General features: G+C 30.7%; 18 protein-coding genes. 10 read left to right on the top strand and 8 right to left on the bottom strand.

What is annotated here, in order from left to right:
* The first annotated feature begins 91 nt into the window (after positions 1-91).
* The 5 genes from C7447_RS14570 (at position 92) to C7447_RS14550 (ending at position 3,507) form a co-directional block, all read left to right on the top strand.
* Positions 92-382 (top strand): hypothetical protein, encoded by a 291-nt coding sequence (locus C7447_RS14570; protein ID WP_148871258.1) that lies wholly within the window; start codon positions 92-94, stop codon positions 380-382.
* 11 nt (positions 383-393) lie between these two features.
* The gene (locus C7447_RS14565) at positions 394-684 is read left to right on the top strand and encodes a cell division protein ZapA (RefSeq protein ID WP_148871257.1); all 291 of its coding nucleotides are present in this window, start codon (positions 394-396) and stop codon (positions 682-684) included.
* A 233-nt stretch (positions 685-917) separates the two neighbouring features.
* A complete protein-coding gene (gene rny / locus C7447_RS14560; RefSeq protein WP_148871256.1) occupies positions 918-2,483 on the top strand; it encodes a ribonuclease Y in 1,566 nt (521 codons plus the stop codon).
* Positions 2,484-2,747: 264 nt separating this feature from the next.
* A complete protein-coding gene (locus C7447_RS14555) occupies positions 2,748-2,972 on the top strand; it encodes a hypothetical protein (RefSeq protein WP_148871255.1) in 225 nt (74 codons plus the stop codon).
* Between the two features lie 316 nt (positions 2,973-3,288).
* Positions 3,289-3,507, top strand: a complete 219-nt coding sequence (locus tag C7447_RS14550; RefSeq protein WP_148871254.1) for a hypothetical protein — start codon at positions 3,289-3,291, stop codon at positions 3,505-3,507.
* A gap of 71 nt (positions 3,508-3,578) precedes the next feature.
* On the opposite strand, the gene C7447_RS14545 is transcribed toward C7447_RS14550, so the two are convergent.
* Positions 3,579-5,396, bottom strand: a complete 1,818-nt coding sequence (locus C7447_RS14545) for a DEAD/DEAH box helicase (protein ID WP_148871253.1) — start codon at positions 5,394-5,396, stop codon at positions 3,579-3,581.
* A gap of 137 nt (positions 5,397-5,533) precedes the next feature.
* The gene (locus C7447_RS14540; protein ID WP_148871252.1) at positions 5,534-6,883 is read right to left on the bottom strand and encodes a hypothetical protein; all 1,350 of its coding nucleotides are present in this window, start codon (positions 6,881-6,883) and stop codon (positions 5,534-5,536) included.
* Between the two features lie 183 nt (positions 6,884-7,066).
* Here C7447_RS14540 and C7447_RS14535 point away from each other — a divergent pair, with 183 nt between their 5' ends.
* Positions 7,067-8,686, top strand: a complete 1,620-nt coding sequence (locus tag C7447_RS14535) for an ABC-F family ATP-binding cassette domain-containing protein (protein WP_148871251.1) — start codon at positions 7,067-7,069, stop codon at positions 8,684-8,686.
* 36 nt (positions 8,687-8,722) lie between these two features.
* Here C7447_RS14535 and C7447_RS14530 read toward each other — a convergent pair whose 3' ends face one another.
* Positions 8,723-9,664, bottom strand: coding sequence for a LysR family transcriptional regulator (locus tag C7447_RS14530; protein ID WP_148871250.1), 942 nt, complete (start codon positions 9,662-9,664; stop codon positions 8,723-8,725).
* Between the two features lie 117 nt (positions 9,665-9,781).
* On the opposite strand from C7447_RS14530, the gene C7447_RS14525 reads away from it, so the two are divergent.
* The gene (locus C7447_RS14525) at positions 9,782-10,252 is read left to right on the top strand and encodes a Dps family protein (RefSeq protein WP_148871249.1); all 471 of its coding nucleotides are present in this window, start codon (positions 9,782-9,784) and stop codon (positions 10,250-10,252) included.
* 67 nt (positions 10,253-10,319) lie between these two features.
* Here the strand turns inward: C7447_RS14525 and C7447_RS14520 are convergent, their stop codons facing one another.
* The 3 genes from C7447_RS14520 to C7447_RS14510 all read right to left on the bottom strand — a co-directional run bounded on the left by C7447_RS14520 (position 10,320) and on the right by C7447_RS14510 (position 14,326).
* Positions 10,320-12,521, bottom strand: a complete 2,202-nt coding sequence (locus C7447_RS14520) for a B12-binding domain-containing radical SAM protein (protein WP_148871248.1) — start codon at positions 12,519-12,521, stop codon at positions 10,320-10,322.
* A gap of 173 nt (positions 12,522-12,694) precedes the next feature.
* Positions 12,695-13,498 (bottom strand): TerC family protein, encoded by an 804-nt coding sequence (locus C7447_RS14515; RefSeq protein ID WP_148871247.1) that lies wholly within the window; start codon positions 13,496-13,498, stop codon positions 12,695-12,697.
* Positions 13,499-13,561: 63 nt separating this feature from the next.
* Entirely contained in the window at positions 13,562-14,326 is a 765-nt protein-coding gene (locus tag C7447_RS14510) for a sulfite exporter TauE/SafE family protein (protein WP_148871246.1), read from the bottom strand.
* 264 nt (positions 14,327-14,590) lie between these two features.
* Between C7447_RS14510 and C7447_RS14505 the strand changes: the two genes are divergently transcribed.
* The 3 genes from C7447_RS14505 (at position 14,591) to C7447_RS14495 (ending at position 19,982) form a co-directional block, all read left to right on the top strand.
* Positions 14,591-16,117 carry a PhoX family protein gene (locus C7447_RS14505; RefSeq protein WP_148871245.1) on the top strand — a complete coding sequence of 509 codons (1,527 nt, stop codon included), beginning with the start codon at positions 14,591-14,593 and terminating at the stop codon, positions 16,115-16,117.
* A gap of 71 nt (positions 16,118-16,188) precedes the next feature.
* On the top strand, positions 16,189-18,009 hold the full coding sequence (locus tag C7447_RS14500) for a cytochrome-c peroxidase (RefSeq protein ID WP_148871244.1): 1,821 nt from the start codon (positions 16,189-16,191) through the stop codon (positions 18,007-18,009).
* 311 nt (positions 18,010-18,320) lie between these two features.
* A complete protein-coding gene (locus C7447_RS14495; RefSeq protein ID WP_148871243.1) occupies positions 18,321-19,982 on the top strand; it encodes a sodium:solute symporter in 1,662 nt (553 codons plus the stop codon).
* Here C7447_RS14495 and C7447_RS14490 read toward each other — a convergent pair.
* A complete protein-coding gene (locus C7447_RS14490) occupies positions 19,979-21,466 on the bottom strand; it encodes an NAD(P)H-hydrate dehydratase (protein WP_148871242.1) in 1,488 nt (495 codons plus the stop codon). The genes C7447_RS14495 and C7447_RS14490 overlap by 4 nt on opposite strands.
* 25 nt (positions 21,467-21,491) lie before the next feature.
* Positions 21,492-22,043 carry a GNAT family N-acetyltransferase gene (locus C7447_RS14485; RefSeq protein WP_148871241.1) on the bottom strand — a complete coding sequence of 184 codons (552 nt, stop codon included), beginning with the start codon at positions 22,041-22,043 and terminating at the stop codon, positions 21,492-21,494.
* Between the last annotated feature and the right edge of the window lie 314 nt (positions 22,044-22,357).

The raw sequence follows: 22,357 nt of genomic DNA, 5'->3' as shown, positions 1-22,357 counted from the left end.
ACATTAGTGAGTTAGTAAAAAAGAGTAAAATTGTTGCTATTCTTACTTTAGATTAGTAAATTTGTTGAGATAGTTTTTTCTCTAAAAATAAATGAGTGATATTTTAAAAGTAATTCATTTAATGGAAGTTAAGTTAAAAAACATACTTTCTAACTATGAATTTTTAAAAGAAGAAAATGAGGCATTGCTTCAAAATAATACTAGATTACAGCTTTTATTACAAGAGAAAGAGCAACAATTGCAAAAAGAAAAAGAAAAATACGATTTGTTGAAAGTTGCTAAAACTATCGAAGGCAGTAAGGAAAACACGAGAAATACAAAACTCAAAATAAATGCTTTGATTCGAGAGATTGATAAATGTATCACTCAATTGAATTCGTAAAAGTTCTTTAAATGACAAAGTTAAAAGTTAATGTTGTTATAGCCGGTAGAACCTATCCTTTAAGCGTGAATGATGTGCAAGAAGAAGAAGGGATGCGTAAAGCGGCTAAAGATATTAATGATTTAATAATGAAGTTTGAACAGAATTATGCGGTGGCAGACAAACAAGATGTGTTAGCAATGTGTGCATTGCAATTTGCGTCTAAAGCTGAAATATCTTCGTTAAAATTAACGAATGAAACCACAAAAGCATTGCAAAAAATAAATGAATTAACTAACATGTTAGAAGATCATTTAAAATAAGTTCTTTACATAACAATAAACATACTGCCTACATTAGTAAAATTGTTTGATAAACTCAACACTATTCAATTAAAAAGAATAAGTCTTGGCTAGTAAAGTATACCGTAAGTATCATTTGCATGATATCTTTAGCGGGAACTTGAGCAGCCAGTTAGTTCTAAACTTGTTTTAAGGAGTTTATAAAAACCCTACTGATGTGGGCTTTTTTTATATATACAGATAAATTTAAATTTATGGATGGAATCGTTCTTTCTGTGTTAGCAGGAATTATAGGTATAGCAATAGGTTTTGCCATTGCTAAAATGTTAGAGAAATCAAAATCTAATAAGTTAATACAGGAAACAAAAAAGCAAGCAAATAGCATTCTCAAAGAAGCAAAAGCAGAAGCAGAGGCTATTAAAAAAGATAAAATTTTACAAGCAAAGGAAAAGTTTATTGAACTTAAGTCGGAACATGAAAAGGTTATTCTTGGTCGTGAAAAGAAATTATCAGAAGTAGAGAAAAGAATTCGAGATAAAGAGTCTAAGGTTTCTTCAGAATTAGATAGAAATAAAAAGTTAAATCAATCTTTAGAAACAAAAGAATCTGATTTTGACTACAAATTAGAATTTTTAGATAAAAAAGAATCAGAAATAGAAAAACTGCATAAACGTCATGTAGATATGCTGGAGAAAATTTCTGGTTTATCTGCAGAAGATGCAAAAACAGAATTATTAGCATCGTTAAAAGATGAAGCAAAGTCAGATGCAATGGCTTATATTCAAGATACTATTGAAGAAGCTAAAATGACCGCCCAACAAGAAGCTCGTAAAGTAGTTTTAAATACCATTCAACGAGTAGGAGTAGAGCAAGCGGTTGAAAATTGTGTGTCGGTATTCAATTTAGAATCCGATGATGTTAAAGGTAGAATTATTGGTCGTGAAGGTAGAAATATTCGTGCGTTAGAAGCAGCGACTGGTGTTGAGATTATTGTAGATGACACTCCAGAGGCAATTATATTATCTTGTTTTGATCCTGTTCGCAGAGAAATAGCTCGTTTATCGATGCATAAATTAGTTACAGACGGAAGAATTCACCCAGCAAGAATTGAAGAGATAGTAAAAAAGACTGAAAAACAGATAAGTCAAGAAATTATAGAAGTTGGTAAACGTACGGTTATCGATTTAGGAATTCATGGTTTACACCCAGAGTTAATAAAAACTGTAGGACGTATGAAATATCGTTCTTCTTACGGACAAAACTTATTACAACACTCGCGTGAAGTAGCAAACCTTTGTGGTATTATGGCTGCAGAAATGGGTTTAAATGCAAAAGCAGCTAAACGAGCAGGATTGTTACATGATATTGGTAAAGTGCCAGAAACAGAAAGTGAATTACCACACGCACTATTAGGAATGCAATGGGCCGAAAAGTACGGAGAGAAGCCAGACATTTGCAATGCTATTGGAGCACACCACGACGAAATAGAAATGAAGAGTTTGTTGTCGCCAATTGTGCAGGTTTGTGATGCTATTTCTGGGGCAAGACCAGGAGCACGTCGTCAAGTTTTAGATAGTTATATTCAGCGATTAAAAGATTTAGAAGATATTGCTTTCGGATTCACAGGAGTTCAAAAAGCATATGCAATTCAAGCAGGACGTGAATTACGTGTTATGGTGGAGAGTACGAAAGTAAATGACGCTAAAGCTGCAGAATTATCATTCAATATTTCACAAAAAATTCAAAATGATATGACATATCCGGGTCAAGTTAAAGTAACTGTTATTCGAGAAACTAGAGCAGTTAATGTAGCGAAGTAAAATAGTTACCATGTTATAAAAAAAATCCCGCAAATAGCGGGATTTTTTATTGGTTAATTAAAAAACATTATTAATAGCTCTTTTTTAAATTCTTTTAAGTTATTGAATCACTTGTAATTTTGTTACATAATTAGATTTTAAGTAGGTAAGTTGCTGTTAGTTAGCGATTTACTATTTATTTGCTCTTGTATCAATTTTGAATGATAAAACTTAAGATTGGTTTTATTTTTGTACTATAAAAGTGAAATAAAAAAAAGAATTATAATGAATATTGAGAATCTACAAATTGATGAAGCATTAAAGTTAAGATTAAATTCTTTGCTGAATGAATTTGAATCTTACAGAGGTTATAATAAAGAAATACTTACTGGTCCTGTTAAAATAGATAAAGTAGAAAGTACTTCAATCATGGAAGAAGGAAAAGCGGAGAAAGCTATTAATAAGTTTTTAAATAAATTTTTCTTTAGCGAATTCGATATGGCTAGTTAGTAGTTAGTTTGAATTAATAGATAAAAAAAAGGAGCTTAAAAAGCTCCTTTTTTTATATCCAATTTTTACTTTAGAGCGTTTGTTGGATGCATCTTTATAATCTGATAGATGGTTTTTTATATTTCCTGATTTTAAATTATCATAATAGCTTCCTTATTTAAATCATTTAAAATTTTGTTACATAATCAAATTGTAAATATTTAAAATATTCAAAATGAGCTATTTATAATTTGTTTGCTGATGTAACAATTTTGAATGGTAAAACTTAAGATTGGTTTTATTTTTGCTCTATAAAAGTGAAGTAAAAAGAGTTATTATGAATATAGAGAGTTTACAGATTAACGAAACATTAAAGTTAAGATTAAGTTCTTTGTTGAATGAATTTGAATCTTATAGAGATTGGAATAAAGAGATGTCTCCTGTTGTAAAAAATAAAGTAGAAAGTACTTTAACTATCGAAGAAGGAAAAGCAGAGAAAGCTATTAATAAGTTTTTAAATAAGTTTTTCTTTAGTGAATTCGATATGGCTAGTTAGTAGTTAGTTTGAATTAATAGATAAAAAAAAGGAGCTTTTTAAGCTCCTTTTTTTTATCTATTAATATCCTTTTATTTTTCTCTACGTCTTCTACCAAAACCACTGGTTTTTTTATCTGAAGATCTACTTTCAGAAGAACGATTATTATTTCTTCTTCCAGTTCCTCCTGATGATTTAGAATTTTCAGCACTTCTTCTTCTACCAAAACCACCACCATTATCTTTATTGCCAAATGGTTTTTTACCGCCTTGACGACGTCCTCCACGACCACCGCTTCCTCGATCACTTTTAGTAATCTCAATATTAACATAACGACCACTAAATTCAGGTTCGTTTGTTTTAAAAGCTTCTAAGGTAGCCTCTTGATAGTTCTTGTCAATTTCAAAGAAAGAGAAAGTATCTAAAATGTCAATCGCGCCAATTTCTATTTTATCACCAACTTTCTGATCGTTTATTAAACCGATTAATTTTGCAGGGTTTAATTTATCTTTTCTACCTAGATTGATAAAGAAACGAGTCATGTTTTCGCTAGATGCACCTTTTCTTGCACTATCTCTAGAGGATAAGTTATTTAAATCTGGAGCATTTTCATAATACGATAAAAACGTATTGAATTCCATAGAAACAAATTTCTGAATTAACTCTTCTCTAGATAAATCAGCTAATTTTTCGTATACACTTGGTAAGAACGTTTCGATTTCACCCGTATTAACTTCAGTATTATGAACTTTATCGATAATATTAAATAATTGTTTTTCACAGATTTCTTTTCCGGAAGGAACAGGTGTGTGAATAAACTTCTTTTTTATAATTCGTTCAATATAGCTTAAACGTCCTTTTTCTTTATTGTTTACTAAAACAATAGAAATACCTTTACTTCCTGCACGACCAGTACGTCCACTACGGTGATTGTAGTTTTCAATTTGATCTGGCAGCTTATGATTGATAACATGTGTTAAATCATTAACATCAATTCCACGAGCAGCAACATCTGTAGCAACTAACATTTGTATACTCTTCTTACGGAATTTTTCCATTACACTATCACGTTGACCTTGTGACAGGTCTCCGTGTAAAGAATCTGCGCTGTAACCATCACGAATCAAATTATCAGCAACTTGCTGAGTTTCTCTACGTGTTCTACAAAAAACAATTGCGTAAATATCAGGGTTTACATCAGCAACTCTTTTTAGAGCTGGGTAACGAGATTTTTCAGTAACTAAGTAATACTCATGGCTTACATTATCTGAACCTGTATTTTTTTCCCCTGAAGTTATTTCTACAGGACTAGTCATATAATTTTTAGCAATTGCTTCCACTTCTCTTGGAAATGTTGCTGAAAATAAAAGAGTTTGTTTTGTTTCAGGTGTAGCGCTTAAAACGTTATCTAAATCGTCTTTGAACCCCATGTTAAGCATTTCATCAGCTTCATCTAAAACAACCCATTTTATATTACCTAACTTTAAGGCTCTACGGTTAATTAAATCTACTGTTCTACCTGGGGTACCTACTACTATTTGAACCCCTTTTTTCAGTTTTCTAATTTGCTCTTCAATATTTGCTCCACCATAAACAGTTGTTGTTTTAAGGTTTGGCAAATATTTTGAAAATTGCTCTATATTTTTACCAATTTGTACCGCTAATTCACGCGTTGGCGATAAAATAATCGCTTGCGTATTCATATTGGTTTGGTCTATTTGCTCTAAGATGGGTAAACTAAAAGCGGCAGTTTTACCGGTTCCAGTTTGTGCAAATGCTTTTAAATCTGCATTAGAAGAAATAATTTGAGGAATTGCTTTTTGCTGAATAACTGTAGGTTTTTCATAACCTAAATCAGTTAACGCACGAGTAATAGGCTCTTGCAAGCCTAAATCTAAAAATGTTGACATACTGTGATTTTTATCGAATTCACAGATGCCCACCCGCGAATTCTAATTAATTTTATTCTAACTCACTATATATGTGAGTTTTTGGACGGCGCAAAAGTACATTAAATAAAGCAATTAACAGATAAAAATCCAGTTTTTTATAAATCAGTGATTTGTTTTTCAATTTTATCTGATGATAAAGCGCCAAAAGCATTCTCAACAATTCCTTTATTATTTACTAATATTACACGAGGAAATTTACTTGTTAAAAAGGAATGTGCTTTACTGCCTTGGTTAAGATAATATTGATGTTTAATATCTAATTGTTTCACAAACTCATTCTTTTCTTCATTAATATTTATAACAAGAAATTGAGTGTCAGGATTTTTATTAATTAAATAATTTATACGAGAAGCTACCCAGTCGTCAGAAGAATGTATTTTATTTCTAAAATAAATAACTGTTTTTTTTCCTTTTATCAATTTCTCTATAGCTTCCATACTTCCATTAGCGCCCATAACGGTAAATGAAGGTATTTTATGCTTGCTTTTTACTAGCTTTACATCTTCTAATAGTTTAGATATAATTTCTTTGTCTTCATTATTTGAAGAAAGAGATAAAAAAGTATTAAAAGCTTCTTTGTTAATTTGACAACTAGATTTATTGTAAAAATGACGAATAGTTTCTCGTCTTAAAATTTTGTTTTTAAGTTGAGGTGAATGAATTTTCGAATCAATATCCCTTAATAAGGATATTGTAAATTCATCACTATCTTTTTTAATTTTTTTCTGATAAACTTCACTGTATAAATTAGCATAAACATAATCCCTATAAGGAGTGAAAAACATCAAAGAATCCTTATTAATATCTATAATTTTTCTATGAGTTAAAAAATCATTATTTAAAACTTCAGGCGATTTTTTTAAGCTGTTGTCAATAACAAAATTTTCTAGTTTTGTATATAAAGGGTATGTTAAAGCAATGTCGAGAATGTTTAAAAAGTCATCTGAAGCATCTTCGTTAGCCATTTTATATTCTTCAAGTATTTTTAATTTTTTGGTTTTAGTTGAATCGATTTTTGCCTTAAATTTTTCAGCAGATAAAGAGTAATATTTATAGAATTTTCTGTGATCTATTTCGTTTTGTAAAAAAGTTTCAATCAAAATATTATTTCTATCAGCATGTGAACCACTAAAAACTAAAGATTCATCAAAATCCCATGTGTTTAAACGGAGTAATAAACTATCTTTAGGTTCTAAATATACAAATTGGTGTTCTGGTCCGTGCTTAAAATAATATAAACCTGCTTTTATCGCCTCTAATTTTCCTGTGAAGGTATTCTCTTCAGTAAGTTTTATAGAGTCTAAAACATCATCATTATTATATAAGACAACAAAATCACTTTTTGGGTTAATGATCTTACCTCCAAAATAAGCTGTTTTATCCTCTTTAGAACCTTTGCAACCAATTAATAATATAGATAAAAAGGGTATTAAATATTTATTCATTTTTTCTTATTGCTAAATAAATTTAGTCTAACGTTCAAAAATATACATAAGCCACAAATCTACTTGTTAATTCGGTGTTAAAAGAAATAATTTTAAAGTTATTTAACGTATAAATAATTGATCTCAAATTCTTATAACGAAAAGAGATTTTATATTTTTGCAGCGAATTTAAAAAAAAGAAGAATGTTATCAGTTTCTAATTTATCAGTTCAGTTTGGTAAAAGAATTTTGTTTGATGAAGTAACCACTAAGTTTACGCAAGGAAATTGCTATGGAATTATTGGTGCTAATGGAGCAGGAAAATCAACTTTTTTAAAGATTTTATCAGGTAAAATGGATCCAACTTCTGGAAATGTTCATTTAGAACCAGGTAAGAGAATGTCTGTTTTAACACAAGATCACTATGCTTTTGACGAGTATACCGCTTTGGAAACTGTGTTGATGGGGAATAAAGAATTACACAAAATCAAATCTGAAATAGATGCTTTATATGCCGATTATACAGATGAAAATGCAGAAAGAATAGGAGAGCTTCAAGTACGATTTGAAGAAATGGATGGCTGGAATGCAGATTCTGCTGCAGCAACTCTATTATCAAACTTAGGAATCAAAGAAGACGATCATTATACTTTACTAGCCGATTTAGATTCGAAGAAAAAAGTACGTGTGTTATTAGCACAAGCGTTGTTTGGAAACCCAGATGTATTAATTATGGATGAGCCTACCAACGATTTAGATTTTGAAACCATTACTTGGTTAGAGAATTTCTTAGCAAATTATGATAACACAGTAATTGTAGTATCTCATGACCGTCACTTTTTAGATGCAGTTTGTACACATATTTCTGATATCGATTTTGGTAAAATTAATAATTATTCAGGGAATTATACTTTCTGGTATGAGTCAAGTCAATTAGCGGCAAAACAAAGAGCTCAACAAAATAAGAAAGCAGAAGATAAAAAGAAAGAATTAGAAGAATTTATTCGTCGTTTCTCTGCTAACGTAGCAAAATCTAAACAGGCAACTTCTCGTAAGAAAATGATTGAGAAATTAAATGTAGATGAAATTAAACCTTCTAGTCGTCGTTATCCGGCGATCATTTTTGATAGAGATAGAGAAGCTGGAGATCAAATTTTAAATATTGAAGGTTTAGCAAAGAATTTTGAAGGAGAAGCACTGTTTGCTAATATTGATATCAATTTAAATAAAGGAGACAAAGTAGCTGTAATTTCTAAAAGTTCTAAAGCAGTATCCGAATTTTATCAAATAATTTCGGGAAACGAAAAAGCAGATGCGGGAGAATATAATTGGGGTGTTACGACAACACAATCGTATTTACCAGCAGATAATTCTGAGTATTTTCAAAATGGTGAGTTAAATTTGGTCGATTGGTTACGTCAGTATGCTCAAACAGAAGAGGAAAGAGAAGAGGTGTTCTTACGTGGATTTTTAGGTAAAATGATTTTCTCTGGAGAAGAAGCTTTAAAGAAAAGCAATGTTTTGTCTGGAGGAGAGAAAGTACGTTGTATGTTATCTAGAATGATGATGACCAGAGCAAATGTTTTAATGTTAGACGAACCAACCAATCACTTAGACTTAGAATCTATCCAAGCATTAAACAACTCGTTAATTAATTTTAAAGGAACAGTATTGTTTTCAACACACGATCATGAATTTGCACAAACAGTAGCAAATAGAATTATAGAAATTACACCGAAAGGAGTTATAGACAAATACTCAACTTTTGATGATTATTTAGATGATCCAAAAGTGAAAGAGCAAAGAGAAAAAATGTACTCATAAATAAAAAAGGAAGCTAAACAGCTTCCTTTTTTATTTTTAAGCCTTTTGTAACGGACTTATAATTTCTACATCGCTAAAGGCAATGGCACCTCTTATTACCCCATCTATCGTAGATTTTAAAGCTTCTATCAATTGCATTTTAAGTTGCGATTTATGATAAATTAAGCTTACTTCTCTTGCGGGAGGAGGCGAAACAAATTCACGTAGATATGTTTTGTCTTTTTCATTTAAATCTAAAGTGTTTAAATAAGGTAAAAGTGTCATACCTAAACCATCTTTAGATAATTTGATTAAAGTATCAAAACTTCCACTTTCAAGCTGAAAATGCTTTTTAGTATCTTTTTTGTTTGCTCTGCATAAGTTTAAAACATTATCCTTAAAACAATGTCCATCTTCAAGCAATAGAATATCTTCCAGTTCAATTTCCTCAATTTCTAGCTTTTCATTTTTGAATAGACGATGTCCTTCAGGAATCAGCCCTACAAAAGGTTCATAATATAAAACGCGTTCTTTGATGGCTTCATTTTCTAAAGGAGTTGCGGCAATGGCTGCATCTATATGACCATCCATTAATTTTCTTACAATTTCTTCAGTAGTTAATTCTTCAATGATTAGTTGAACTTTAGGATAACTTTTGGTAAAGTTTTTCAAAAACATAGGAAGTAAAGTTGGCATTATAGTAGGTATAATTCCTAATTTAAATTCTCCACCAATATATCCTTTTTGTTGATGAACAATATCCATAATTCTATTACTTTCATCTACAATAACCTTAGCTTGCTCAACTATTCGTGTACCAACTGGTGTTAATTCAATAGGTTTTTTAGAGCGGTTGAATATTTTGGCATCCAATTCGTCTTCTAATTTTTGAATTTGCATGCTCAATGTTGGTTGTGTTACAAAACAATGTTCTGCAGCGACAGTAAAATTTTTGTATTCTGCAACAGCAAGTGTATATTTTAATTGTGTAATGGTCATTTTATAATATTTTTTGATAAATATATTAAAACTATCAATTATAATTATAGTTTATTTTATTAAAATTAAAGTAAATTTGACAAGAAAAGCAAAAACAACATAAAAAATAAATAAGTTATGACAAAAACAATTCTAGGATTAGATAAAGTAAAATCAGAAAAATTAGTAATAGATTTAAATAAATTATTAGCTAATTTTCAAACATATTATCAGAATTTGAGAGGCTTACATTGGAATATTAAAGGTAAAAATTTCTTTGAATTACATATGAAATTTGAAGAGTTATATACTGATTCTCAATTAAAAATTGATTTGATAGCAGAACGAATTTTAACCTTACAAGGAACTCCTTTGCACACGTTTGATGATTATATAAAAGCTGCTAAAGTTCCTGTTGGAAAAAATATTAGTAAGGATGTTGAAGCAGTAAGCTTGGTTGTTGATTCACTTTCAGAATTATTAAAAATAGAAAGAGAGATTTTAGATTTATCTGCAGAAGCAGATGATGAAGGAACAAACTCTATGATGAGTGATTTTATTTCTGAACAAGAAAAAACAATTTGGATGTTAAATGCATGGTTAGGATAAAATGTAGCTAAATAAAATAAAAAGGCAGTTCGATAGAATTGCCTTTTTTTATTACTAAACAATTATATTATAAAACCAACAAACCGTGGTCTCTTAGTGTACGTATAGGTTTTGAAAACCAGAACAATTCAAAATCTTCAAAATAAGTTTCAAAGTCTGTTTTTAATTGAGAGAAAGACATTTGTTTTTCATTACTAAGAGTTATTTTCTGTAAAATATTTAAAAACCATTCTCCTTTTTCTTTTTCTAATACGATTTGAAATGTTTCCATTTTATCATGAAACGTTAGTTGGAGTATTTGTTTTGTATGACCTCTTTTTGATTTGGTGAGATTAGCTATTATCGGATTTCCGCCTAACCAAATTATTTTTGCTGTTGATTTAATGCTAAAGTTAATATCAGAATTTAAGCAGTTTTCTATGAAATGGTTTGGAATAGTTGTTTTTGGAATTTTAAAATCGAACCATTCTTGCAAAGGCGCATCAAAACAAATACCATGCATAAAATTGAATAAGGATGTTTTTAAACCTAAGCTGAATTTACTATGATTAATACCAGTTTTATCTTTAAAATCAATATCGTTATTAGCAAACGAGATATCTATATAGTTTGGGGTAATTCCGTAAGCTGAAGGATTTAAGCCAACAGGGCTATGAGCAGTTAAAGCAAATTGATGCCAAAATCCCGATTGTAAAACGCCAATTTCAAAAAGTTGTCTCACCATTTCCAAACTATCAACTGTTTCCTGAACGGTTTGTGTAGGGTAACCATACATTAAATAGGAATGTACCATGATGTTGGCTTCGGTAAAATTTCTCGTTACTTTTGCAACTTGCTCAACGCTAACACCTTTCTCTATTAATTTTAATAAACGATCTGAAGCTACTTCTAAACCTCCAGAAACAGCAATGCAACCAGAGGCTTTTAGTAATAAACAAAGGTCTTTGGTAAAGTTTTTTTCGAATCGAATGTTCGTCCACCAGGTAACGGTGAGTTTTCGTTTTAGAATCTCAATTGCTAAGGATTTCATTAAAGCAGGTGGTGCAGCTTCATCTACAAAATGAAATCCATATTCACCAGTTTGTTCTATAAGACGTTCCATTCTGTCTACTAAAAGTTTGGCAGCAATGGGTTCGTAAATTTTTATATAATCTAAAGAAATATCACAAAAAGTGCATTTACCCCAATAACAACCATGTGCCATCGTGAGTTTGTTCCAGCGACCATCACTCCATAAACTATGCATTGGATTTGCAATTTCTATCACCGAAATATAATTATTCAGTAATAAATCTGAATAATCTGGTGTACCAACTTCACTTTGTTTATAGTCTGGTTTTGTTGAATTGTTAATATAAATTACGGTATTGTTTTCTAATAAAAATGTTCTTTTGAATTGTTTATAATCAGGATTATCTTCATGTGGGTTTAAAACGTTAGATGCTAATAATTCAACAGGTAATTCACCATCATCTAGTGTAACATAATCGAAAAACTCGAAAACGCGTTCATCTGAAACCGAACGTAATTCTGTATTAGGAAAACCGCCGCCCATTGAAATTTTAATTTCCGGGTAGTTCTTTTTTATAAATTGAGCACAACGAAATGCGCTATATAAATTACCAGGAAAAGGGACTGAAATGCAGACTAATTTAGGTTGTATAGTTTTTAGACGTTCTTCAAGGATTTGTAAAGTAATAGTATCTATATAAGTAGTGTCTGTTTGTAGATAATCGTATAATTCATCAAATGAATTGGCGCTTTGACCTAATCGTTCAGCATAGCGACTAAAGCCAAAATTATCATCTATACATTCTACTATAAAATCGGATAAATCTTCAAGATATAATGTTGCTAAATGCTTTGCTTTATCTTGCATTCCCATAGAACCAAAAGCCCAATCCATATCGTCTAATTGATCAAATCTAGAGGCTTGTGGTAAGAAATTATCAGAGCAAATTTGCCTAGCTAAGGTTTGGTTTTTCCCTTGTAAAAATAGAATAACTTGATCTAAAACTTGTAAATAGTCATTTTTTAAAGCATAAATACGTTCGCAATTTTCGCTGATAATTTGATTGTTTTTGAATGCAAAATCAAATATAAATTGCATGTTTTTTTTTGAAAACAACTTCAAAATAACTTCAATACCTAAATCCATTTGAAATGCACCAATACTTCTTGTATTTAAAAAACCTTTTAAGTATGCTGTTGCAGGATACGGTGTGTTTAATTGAGTAAATGGAGGTGTTATAAGTAAAATGTCTTTCAAAATTATGCTTTAAAATAGATGGCTGTAAAGATAGTTGAAAAAGCTACTCGTTGTTTAAAAACGATAATTTCAACTTTCTTGCGAATTGAATTTTATTAAAAGTAATGTTTACACTCAATAAAAAAAGCAATTCTATAAGAATTGCTTTTTTTATTATACCTTACAATAAAGTATTACTTAGTATTTTTATTTTGGGCCATTAATTTTTTTTGATAACGACCTTGAACAACATCAGTAATGACTAAAATAGCGATAACAAAGTAAAAAGTGGTATTGCTCATAGGTACAATTTCATTTCCAAAAAGTTTTAAATGCGCTAAATGACCACCTTCAGTAACTAGCATAATTCCAACGATAAAAAGGATAAATAATCCTAATACTTCATACATTCTGTTTTTTGATAAGAATACAGAAATTTTATCAGCTAAAAAAAGCATTAATAAGCCACTAAAAACAATGGCTATTGCCATGATAATAAAAGCAGTAGTTGAATTTTCTATGTCATTAGTAAGCCCAATCGCAGCTAAAATTGAATCAAAAGAAAAAACTAAATTCATTAAAACAATGCTAGCAATAACAGCATTTGATGATTTGACTGTTTTCTCGGTAGCCATTTCAGAAATATCAAGACCTTGTGTAGATATCATATGCCAAATTTCTTTCATCGCAGTATAGATAATAAAACCGCCTCCTAATAAGACTATAATACTGTGTCCGTTAAAAGCAAAATGAGCAACATTTTCTATTTCACCAGTTAAAAAAGAAAAAGGTTCTTGAAAAAAGTCAATAATAGAAACTAAAATGAATAATAAAGCAATACGTAGCACAATTGCTATTAAGATACCCACTTTTCTAACTTTTTTTTGATCAGATGATGGAGCCTTTTTAGATTCTAATGAAATGTATAATAAGTTATCGAAACCTAAAACAGCTTGCAAAGCAACAAGCATTAATAGTGTAAAAATACTTTCTAGCATAATTTTTTGTTAGTGATTAATGTGTCAAATATATCTAAAATTAGATAATCTAATTAGTATTGATTAAAGGTATTTTATTAAAATGCGAATACTAACAAAGGCAATTAAAATAGCAGTTGCTCTTTTTAGTTGAATAGGGCTAAAAAAATTATTACTTATTCGGATACCAATTTGTCCACCTAAAAAAACTGTAAAGAGCAATATCGAAGTTAGCTGCCAATCGATAAAAAAATCTGGATTTATATATTGACCAATCAAACCAGAAATAGAATTTACTAAGATAAAAAAACTAGCAGTTGCAGCTATTTTCTTAGGAGAATCCCAATTGGTTAGATGAAGAAGCGGAGCTAAAAAAACACCACCACCAATGCCTACCATCCCAGATATAAAACCAATAATTCCACCATAAGCAACATTTTTTGTAGTGTTAAAGTCTTTTTTGTTTTGTGTTGAAACGACTATTTTTTTAGAAGCCCACATAGTAATTGCAGCAAATAATAAGGTAAAGCCAAGAAGAATAAAGAAGAACGTTTGATTTATTCTAAGATAACCTCCTAAAAAAGCCAAAGGAATACTAAAAAAAACTAAAGGGAGTACTTTTTTCCAGTTATATAATTTGTGTTTTTGGTATAGAAATACATTGCTAAAAACCACAATGATATTACAAAGTAAAGCTGTAGATCTAATTTGTGTATAGGCAATTCCAGTGAGTGCTAAAACTGCTAAATAGCTAGAACCACCACCAAAACCAACAGAAGAATATAGAACAGCAATTGAAAAAAATAAAATTACAATTTGCCAATTATTTATAATAGTTTCAAAAATCATAAACCAAAAGTAGTTTTATATATTTAATATAGAAATAAAAGAACGAATGAGTTTTTAATTAAAAAATAAACGGAATGTTGAAAAAAATAAGATCACTTTATTAGAGTTGTTTCTTTTGTTTATAATAATTCTAATTATTAATCATTTAATAATGTTGTTAACTTTTAGTTGATGTGAATTTAAAATTAAGAATACCAACACTTTAAAAACGTGTCGTTATTTTGAAGTGAAATTTAACTCAAACTAAAACTAACAATGAAAAAAATGACAAAAACGCTAATAGTTTTATTAGCATTATCAATTTCTTTTACAACTTTTATGAGTTGTGAAGACGGTACAGATGGAATAGATGGTAAAGATGGAGTAGACGGTGTTGATGGGCAAAATGGTACCGATGGTGAAGATTTTATACCAGGAGCAACTATTTTTGAAAACAAATCTTCGCTAGAACCATTAGTAGCAATTCATTCTCAATTTAATTATGTTAAAGCTTATTCGTTACTAAGTTCTACAGATGTATTATCTAACGATTTTGTTTTATTAGGTGCTCAAGATGGGGCAGGTTTATTAAAAGACCCAAATAGCAATGGTTATCTTTATATATCAAATGCAGAAGATGATCATGCAGTTTCTCGTATTTATTTTGATGAATTTATGAATCCTTTAAAAGGAGATTGGTTGTTAAATTCTGATGTGGCAGATTTTGCACGCCAATGTTCAGGAACTATGTGGGAAGCCGATATTCATGGAGGTTCGTCAGATCTTTTCTTATCTGCTTCAGAAAGTATTGCTTATGATGTAAAAGGTATTGATCCATACATTGTAACGCCTACACCAACAGCAGATTTTGGATTAGATGCTTTAGGTGAATTTTCTTGGGAAAATGCAGTGCCATTACCTAAAGACGCTTATTCAGGAAAAACTGTAATTATTGGTGGTGATGATGATTCTAGTGGTTCTGAAGGACAAGTTGTTCTTTATTATTCTGAAAACGCAGATGATGATTTACAAAATGGAAAAATATATGTTTTAAGGTTAAAGCAAATTTCTGACGGAGCAGGAGGTGTTCAAGATGTAACAGCTGGTACAATATATAATGAAAGTAATTTAGATTTTCAAAAGACCTATGATGTTGAGTTTGTTGAAATAGCAAACGGAAAAGATCTTACTAAAAATGAAATGGAAGATGCTTGTGTTGCTGTTCAAGCTTCTGCATTTATGAGAGTAGAAGATATAGATTATCAAAAAGGTTCTGATTCCAACGGTAGAAATGTCTATTTTGCTGTAACAGGACGTGGTCCTGGAGCAGGAACTTATAATGACTGGGGAACAGTTTATAAATTAGAATTAGATACAGCTTCACCATTAACAGGAAAATTAACGCAGGTAATTAGTGGTAATACTGATACTAATAATATGGATGGGAATGTAGATCTATTACAAAGTCCTGATAATATTTGTGTTACAGATAATTTTATCTATACTCAAGAAGATCCAAATTCATTCAGTAGAAATCATTCAGCATACATTTATCAATCTGATCTTAATGGAAATAATACTAGAGTGGTATTAGAGTTGGTAGTAAGACAAGATTTAGCTCAAGGAGGTAGTACTGGTGTTAGCGGTGAATTTGGTGCTTTAACGGATGTTTCAGACAAACTTGGAGAGCCAAATACTTTTATGTTAAACTTACAGCCACATTATTGGCAAAGTGATGATTTTGTAAAAGGAACAGCTTTCCCTCATAATCAAGGTGGGCAAATCGTATTATTAAAAGGATTACCAAGATAGTTCTTGCTAAAGATATTTTTATAAGCCTCCCATTATTAGGGGAGGCTTTTTTCTATTAAATAACACTAATTATGAGCATAAAAAATATACTTAATTATTCTGTACTATTTTTTTTAATTATCATCACCTCTTGTAAAAATAAAGAAGGTAAAAAAGCTGTAACATCAATCGTAAACTTTGATAATGTACAAGGTTTTTATTTGAAAAATATAAATGAAGCACTTATATATATTGATTCATTAGCAATGTTTCCTCCTGAAAGTAAAGAAGCAAAAAGCTTGTTTACCGAGTTAAGAACAGCATTTAAAAAAGCTGAGCCGTATGCTTCTTATTTAAATCCTGAAGTAGGTCATAGAGCAAACGGACCTGCATTACCTATTTTAACTGACGATACACAAAGGGTTTTAGAACCTATTGGACTTCAAAAAATAGAAGAATCAATTTACGATGGAGGTGTAGCAAATGATATATACCAAGAAGAAATTAGGTTAACGAAAGGTCTTTTGTTTGTACTGAAAAAAAATATTGAGAATAGAAAACTCAACCCTCAACGTTTTTTTATAGCAACACACCAACAATTATTTAGAATTATAAGCTTAGGAGTTTCTGGTTTTGATACGCCTGTTAGTCATTTAGGAATTAACGAAAGTAGTATTTCACTCGAAAGTTTACAGTTTGTATATGAGAATAGCATTCAATCAATTATAAAATCTAAAAATGAAGCGCTTGATTTAGAGTTTTTAAAAAATATTTCAAAAGCAATAAGCTTCATCAATAAAAATAATGATTTTGATACTTTTGATAGATATACATTCATTCGAGATTATATGAATCCAATTACTCGAAATTGGGTTGCAATAAGAAAAGAAAGTGATATTTGGAAACCTGTAAATACAACTCCGTTTAATTTTGACGCTCCAACTTTCTTTGATAAAAATTCATTTAATACTACCTTTTTTACACAGCCAAATAACAGGAATCCATCAACAAAACAAATAGAGCTTGGGAAAAAATTATTTTTTGATGAAAAATTATCAGCAAATAACTCGATGTCGTGTGCTACTTGCCATCAACCAGATAAAGCATATTCAGATGGTTTAGTTACCAGTAATGATAATACAGGGAATAAACTACAAAGAAATACACCAACGCTTATAAATACGTTGTTTCAACAAAATTTCTTTTTAGATGGGAGATCTCAAACTTTAAATGATCAAATATCATCAGTATTTAATAATAAGCAAGAATTCAATACCAATGTTCATCAATTTTCTGATAAAATTTTAACAGACACTACCTACGTTAAGTTGTTTAAAGACGCCTTTGGAGAAGTTCCTAAAAAGAATATTGAAGTTATTAAAGCTATTTCTTCTTATATCTCAACATTAAATGGCTTTGATTCTAAGTTCGATAAAAATATGCGTGCAGAAGAAAACACTTTTACCGATGAAGAAAAATTAGGAGTGAATTTGTTTATGGGGAAGGCCTTATGCGCAACATGCCATTTTATGCCGTTAACAAATGGTACAGTTCCTCCGTTTTTTAAAGAAACAGAAAAAGAAGTAATTGGAGTACCAGAAACTGCTCAAAACAAAAAACTAGACGATGATTTAGGTTTTTATTGGAGGTATAAGTCTGATTTGCATTATGGCATGTTTAAAACGCCTACGGTTCGTAATGCTGATCTTACAGCACCTTATATGCACAATGGTGTCTACGAAACCCTTGAGCAAGTACTAGATTTTTACAATAAAGGAGGTGGAGCAGGTTTAGGTTTTGAGTTGCCACATCAAACACTTCCTTTCGATAATTTAGAGTTAACAGATAAAGAACAGAAAGCAATTATTGCTTACATAAAAACACTTAATGATGTGCCAGAAGATAATTATTAAAATGTAAAATTAGGTAACAAGCTGTATTATTTTTTAGGTATTAAAAAGGGTATTTGCACTATATTAAAACTTGTTGTATTTCTTAAGGATATGTTAAATACCCATTGTTTTAATTATCAATTTGTATTTTGTAGCACATACAAATTGGTGCTTTTTAAGCATGTGTTAATTTGTTTACAGGTCATAAAAAGTTAAAACCAAACTAATGAAATTAAATTCCAGTTGGAAAAAAGAATACACGCTTGTTTTAGTAGCCAATATTATTTACATCGTTTTGTTTTATTTAATTACTAAAGCCTACAATTCGTAATATGGAGAAATTATCTTTATTAGATTGGAGTGTTTTAGGTACTACTTTACTGTTTATTGTTGCTTACGGAACCTATGTAACTCGTAAAAACAAAAACGTTCAAGATTATATTAAAGGTGGAAACAATTCTAAATGGTGGACGATTGGTTTATCAGTAATGGCAACACAAGCCAGTGCGATTACATTTTTATCTACACCAGGGCAAGCGTTTCATAGCGGAATGGGCTTTGTACAGTTTTATTTCGGGTTACCAATTGCTATGGTAATTATCTGTTTGGTGTTTATTCCGATTTACCATAAGTTGAATGTATACACGGCTTACGAATACCTTGAGAGTCGTTTCGATTTAAAAACACGAACACTTACTGCTGTTTTATTCTTAATTCAAAGAGGATTAGCAGCAGGAATCACCATTTTTGCTCCAGCTATTATTTTGTCGGCAGTTCTCGGTTGGGATTTGGTTACCCTGAATATTATTATAGGAATTCTGGTAATTATTTACACAGTTTCTGGTGGTACAAAAGCGGTTAGTGTTACTCAAAAACAGCAAATGGCTGTAATTTTTGCAGGTATGTTTATTGCTTTTTATTTAATTCTTCAATATTTACCAGATGGAATCACTTTTACCAAAGCATTAGAAATTGCTGGCGCTTCAGATAAAATGCAAGTACTAGATTTTTCTTTTGATTTAAATAACCGTTACACAGTTTGGACAGGTTTTTTAGGTGGGACGTTTTTAATGCTCTCTTATTTCGGGACTGATCAAAGCCAAGTGCAACGATATTTATCAGGGAAATCGGTTAGAGAAAGCCAGTTAGGATTAATTTTTAACGGATTACTAAAAGTACCCATGCAGTTTTTTATTCTGTTGGTTGGGGTAATGGTTTTTGTATTCTATCAATTTAATGCTTCACCTTTGAATTTTAATCCGAAAGCTAATGAAGCGGTAGAGAATTCTGAGTTTTATGGGGAATATCAATCTTTAGAAACGAAACATCAGCAAATAGAAACTCAGAAAAAGGAGTTGATTTTTTCTGGATTAACGGCTCAATCAAAATTAGAGTTACAAGAACTTAATGAGCAAGATAAATTAGTAAAAGAAGAAGCCAAAGCGATTATTTCAAAGGCTAATGATGAGGTAGAAACGAACGATAAAGATTATGTTTTTATTCATTTCATCTTACATAATTTACCAAAAGGACTCATTGGTTTGTTGTTAGCGGTAATTTTATCGGCAGCCATGTCATCAACTGCATCAGAGTTAAACGCATTGGCATCTACCACAGCCATCGATTTATACAAAAGAAATCAAACAGAAGATAGGAGTGAAGCACATTATGTAAAAGCATCGAAGTGGTTTACGTTAGGTTGGGGAATTCTCGCAATTTCAGTAGCATGTGTAGCTAATTTATTTGATAATTTAATTCAGCTTGTAAATATTATAGGTTCTATTTTCTATGGTAATGTACTCGGAATTTTCCTGTTAGCATTTTTTATAAAATATGTAAGATCGAACGCTGTTTTTGTGGCAGCGCTTATAACTCAAATACTAATTATAATTGTTTGGTATTTAGATTGGTTACCGTATTTATGGTTGAATTTACTTGGCTGTGCATTAGTAATGGGAATTGCTATTCTCTTACAATCTTTTAGGAAAAATTAATTTTTTTCGATTCGGATATTGTCAATAATATCGGAAGCAATTAACGCGCTGTATCCTTTTTGTATTGCGGCTTTGTCGCCTGCTTTTCCGTGAAAAAAAACACCAATTAAGGCAGCATCTCCTGGTGTGTAGTGTTGCGCTAGTAGAGAAGTAATGATTCCTGTAAGTACGTCACCACTTCCACCAGTTGCCATTCCTTGGTTTCCTGAAGAGTTAAAGAATAATTTTCCGTCAGGAAAAGAAATACTTGTGTAGGCATTTTTAAGGACTATAATACAGTTGTTTTTGGCTGAAAATTCTCGTTGCTTTTGAAATCGTTCTAGAGAGTTTTTGCTTTCACCAACCAATCGATCGAATTCTTTAATATGTGGAGTTAAAATAGAATTCTTAGGAATGAGTTTGATTAATTCCTTGTTTTCGGATAAAATATTAATCGCATCCGCATCTATTACAATAGAACTTTTACTTTGTTCTAATAATTGTTTTACAGCCGAGACTGTTTGTGAATTTTTATCAATTCCAGGTCCAATTCCAATAGCACTGTATTTTGAAATATTAGGCAGTTGTGTAATGAAGTTTGAATTTTCATCGGTTATACACATCGCTTCTGGAACGGAAGTTTGTATAATATCATATCCGCATTTAGGAATATACATGGTTAATAAACCTACACCGCTGCGTAAACAAGCTTTCGATGCTAAAACCGAAGCTCCCATTTTTCCGTAAGAACCAGCAATTATTAATGCGTGACCATACGAACCTTTGTGCGACTGTCGCTCTCTAACTTTTACATGTTTAGAAATAACAGTATCTAACAGATATTCGTTGGCTTCTTGACTTTGGATAAATTCTTCATCCAAACCAATATTGGCCACTGTCCAGTTTTTTACATAGGGTGCATTTTCAGGAAAAAAGAAAGAAAATTTAGGTCTTTGAAATGTAATGACCAAATCTGATTTTACAATAAATTCAGAATCAGAAATCGTGTCGCAATACATCCCGGAAGGAATATCGACTGAAAAAATTATTTTTTTAGAGTCATTCATCGCCTCAATTACTTTACCAATAAAACCTTGTACGGGTTTTGAAAGACCAGAACCAAAAATGGCATCAATAATAATATCGTAATTTGAAAAATCGGGTAGCGTAGATCCTTCGTAAAGCGTAGTTAAACGGTGTAATCGTTTTAAATTGGCAGCACAATCAGGTGAAAGTGTTTCTTTAAATTTTACCAATACGGTTTCGGTAACAATTCCTTTTTCTTTTAAGATTCTAGAGATCGCTAAACCGTCACCACCATTATTACCAACACCACAAACGATAACGATTTTTTTATCTTCTATATCTTCGTTTTCAATGGATTTTACAAAAGCATTGGCTGCATTTTCCATGAGTTCTAACGAAGTAACGGTACTGTTTTTAATCGTATAGTTGTCAGTATTTCGTATTTGAGCAACGTTTAATATTTTCTTAAAATGGATCATGCCGATGTTTAAATAGATTGTTTTCTTAAATTTTAAAAAAATCTTTCATTGAATTAAATTTTTCTTTCGATAATACATACCTATTCATATCATCATCTAAATGAATCCAACCCACAGGTATAGGTTTGTGTTTTTTTACAAAGTCAAAACCTAATCTTGGAATAACCTTATTTGGTGCTGGGTTATAAGCATAAGGTTGACAAAATAGTTTTTCAATTTTTAACACTTTAAAATACATGGGTATTGTTAGTTTTAGAAGGTTCATACCAACCCCTTTCTTGGTATTCTCTGAGTTCCAAATATGTAAATGCATTTCAGCTTCTTCTCCAAAGACAATATTATTTACATTAGAATGCCCTACGGCTTCACCATTAATTTCCCATATTAAATAAAAGAGGTTTTTCTCTTGTAAAGGTTTTATGTACTCTTCGTTTAGTTTATTTAACCAAAATTCTTCGTTAGGGAGCTTGGTTGGATCAACCCCCATATTTAACCAATAATCATTTGGCTTTTTAGTAAAATAATTTGAGATAAGGATAAAATCTTCAGGTTTTGAATGTCTAACTTTTATTTCCATTTCAAATTTGTATACATATAAGATTTAATAGTTTTAATGTTAAAACTTAAAGATACTTATTTCAATTGATTTTTGGAATTTAGTTTTAAGGATTGTGGAGTTTGGATGGGTTTTCGCTATCGGTTACGTATATGGAAAGTTGCGTGTTTGTGTGCGAGGATTTTTCGAAGGAAAACAGAAGCTAGCAAACAAAGCAACTAACATTGGTTAAGCACAAAATAGCAATTTTTTATATACGTCTTAAGTTAGCAATTGTTTAAATTTAGAGTTATAAATCAGAAAGAAAGAAGCGTAGAATAAGGTTATGATATACG

This window comes from Tenacibaculum adriaticum (assembly GCF_008124875.1).
Taxonomy (GTDB): Bacteria; Bacteroidota; Bacteroidia; order Flavobacteriales; family Flavobacteriaceae; genus Polaribacter; species Polaribacter adriaticus.
This window is presented reverse-complemented; position numbering and strand designations above follow the sequence as displayed.

Bases quoted from the DNA above. Each gene is read 5' to 3' on its own strand.
- C7447_RS14485 (WP_148871241.1), bottom strand. From the start codon at position 22,043: ATGGAAATAAAAGTTAGACATTCAAAACCTGAAGATTTTATCCTTATC.
- C7447_RS14545 (WP_148871253.1), bottom strand. From the start codon at position 5,396: ATGTCAACATTTTTAGATTTAGGCTTGCAAGAGCCTATTACTCGTGCG.
- C7447_RS14505 (WP_148871245.1), top strand. From the start codon at position 14,591: ATGACAAAAACGCTAATAGTTTTATTAGCATTATCAATTTCTTTTACA.
- C7447_RS14515 (WP_148871247.1), bottom strand. From the start codon at position 13,498: ATGCTAGAAAGTATTTTTACACTATTAATGCTTGTTGCTTTGCAAGCT.
- C7447_RS14570 (WP_148871258.1), top strand. From the start codon at position 92: ATGAGTGATATTTTAAAAGTAATTCATTTAATGGAAGTTAAGTTAAAA.
- C7447_RS14495 (WP_148871243.1), top strand. From the start codon at position 18,321: ATGGAGAAATTATCTTTATTAGATTGGAGTGTTTTAGGTACTACTTTA.
- C7447_RS14535 (WP_148871251.1), top strand. From the start codon at position 7,067: ATGTTATCAGTTTCTAATTTATCAGTTCAGTTTGGTAAAAGAATTTTG.
- C7447_RS14490 (WP_148871242.1), bottom strand. From the start codon at position 21,466: ATGATCCATTTTAAGAAAATATTAAACGTTGCTCAAATACGAAATACT.
- C7447_RS14555 (WP_148871255.1), top strand. From the start codon at position 2,748: ATGAATATTGAGAATCTACAAATTGATGAAGCATTAAAGTTAAGATTA.
- C7447_RS14530 (WP_148871250.1), bottom strand. From the start codon at position 9,664: ATGACCATTACACAATTAAAATATACACTTGCTGTTGCAGAATACAAA.
- C7447_RS14510 (WP_148871246.1), bottom strand. From the start codon at position 14,326: ATGATTTTTGAAACTATTATAAATAATTGGCAAATTGTAATTTTATTT.
- C7447_RS14540 (WP_148871252.1), bottom strand. From the start codon at position 6,883: ATGAATAAATATTTAATACCCTTTTTATCTATATTATTAATTGGTTGC.
- C7447_RS14500 (WP_148871244.1), top strand. From the start codon at position 16,189: ATGAGCATAAAAAATATACTTAATTATTCTGTACTATTTTTTTTAATT.
- C7447_RS14525 (WP_148871249.1), top strand. From the start codon at position 9,782: ATGACAAAAACAATTCTAGGATTAGATAAAGTAAAATCAGAAAAATTA.
- C7447_RS14565 (WP_148871257.1), top strand. From the start codon at position 394: ATGACAAAGTTAAAAGTTAATGTTGTTATAGCCGGTAGAACCTATCCT.
- rny (WP_148871256.1), top strand. From the start codon at position 918: ATGGATGGAATCGTTCTTTCTGTGTTAGCAGGAATTATAGGTATAGCA.
- C7447_RS14550 (WP_148871254.1), top strand. From the start codon at position 3,289: ATGAATATAGAGAGTTTACAGATTAACGAAACATTAAAGTTAAGATTA.